Origin of the sequence: Acidiphilium sp. PM, from assembly GCF_000219295.1 — a bacterium.
Taxonomy (GTDB): domain Bacteria; phylum Pseudomonadota; class Alphaproteobacteria; order Acetobacterales; family Acetobacteraceae; genus Acidiphilium; species Acidiphilium multivorum.
Genome location: NZ_AFPR01000396.1, coordinates 1 through 913 on the forward strand (window position 1 = coordinate 1; position 913 = coordinate 913).

Here is a 913-nt window from a genome sequence, read left to right on the forward strand (position 1 = left end):
CCTCGACGATCACCGCCTCCGCCTGCCGAGCCGCCGCCGGATCAGCCTGGCGGCGCGGCTGAGGAGGCTCGCTCCGCAATCCGCCCCGCCCGCCCGCGCCGGATCGCGGCCAGCCACAGCCCCGCCAGCATCAGCGTGATGATCATGCCGAGGCCCGACCAGTGCGCGTCCAGCATCGCCGCCACCCGCGCCGCCCCGGTCCCGAACCCGTCCCCCGCCAGGCCGAGCAATTCTGCGCCGCCGACCACCACCGCGATCGCGGCCGATACCGCCGTGAGCGTCACGTTGTAGCGCCGCCGGGCCCGCCCGTCGCGCAGCGCCCAGCCATAGGCCCGCGTCATCAGCGCGCTGTCGGCGGTATCGACCAGCGACATCCCGGCGGTGAACAGCGCCGGCAGCGCCATCAGCCGCCACGCCGCGATCCCGTGCGCCGTCCCCGCGGCCGAGAGCGCGAGCAGCCCGATCTCCGTCGCGGTGTCGAAGCCGAGGCCGAACAGGAACCCGATCGCATACATGTCCCGGCTCCGCCGCACGAGGCGGAACAGCGGCCGCGCCAGCCAGCTCAGCACGCCCCCCGGCGCCGCGCCGTCGCGCGTCTCCGCCCGCAACGCCACGAGATTCGCCCCGGCGATCAGCGCCAGAAACCCCACCGAGACGATCGTGCCGATCCAGGCGCCATCGCGCGTCACGGCGTCGAGATGCCCCCGCAGCGCCCCCGCGCCGAACGAGACCGCCGCCGCCAGCAGCACGACGACGCTCGAATGCCCGAGCGAGAAGAACAGCCCGGTGAGGCTCGCGGCCCGGCCGCGCCCGGCCAGCCGCCGCACCGCATTGTCGATCGCCGCGATATGGTCCGCGTCCATCGCGTGCCGCAGGCCGAACAGCCAGGCCAGCCCCGCCATGCCGAGCAGCC

The 913-nt window shown here is 75.1% G+C and carries 1 protein-coding gene; it reads right to left on the minus strand.

The genetic code is table 11. The features are described from left to right. Positions 1 to 41: 41 nt before the first annotated feature. Positions 42 to 913, minus strand: an 872-nt coding sequence (locus APM_RS12990) for a HoxN/HupN/NixA family nickel/cobalt transporter (protein ID WP_007423828.1), incomplete at its 5' end; no start/stop codon positions are given.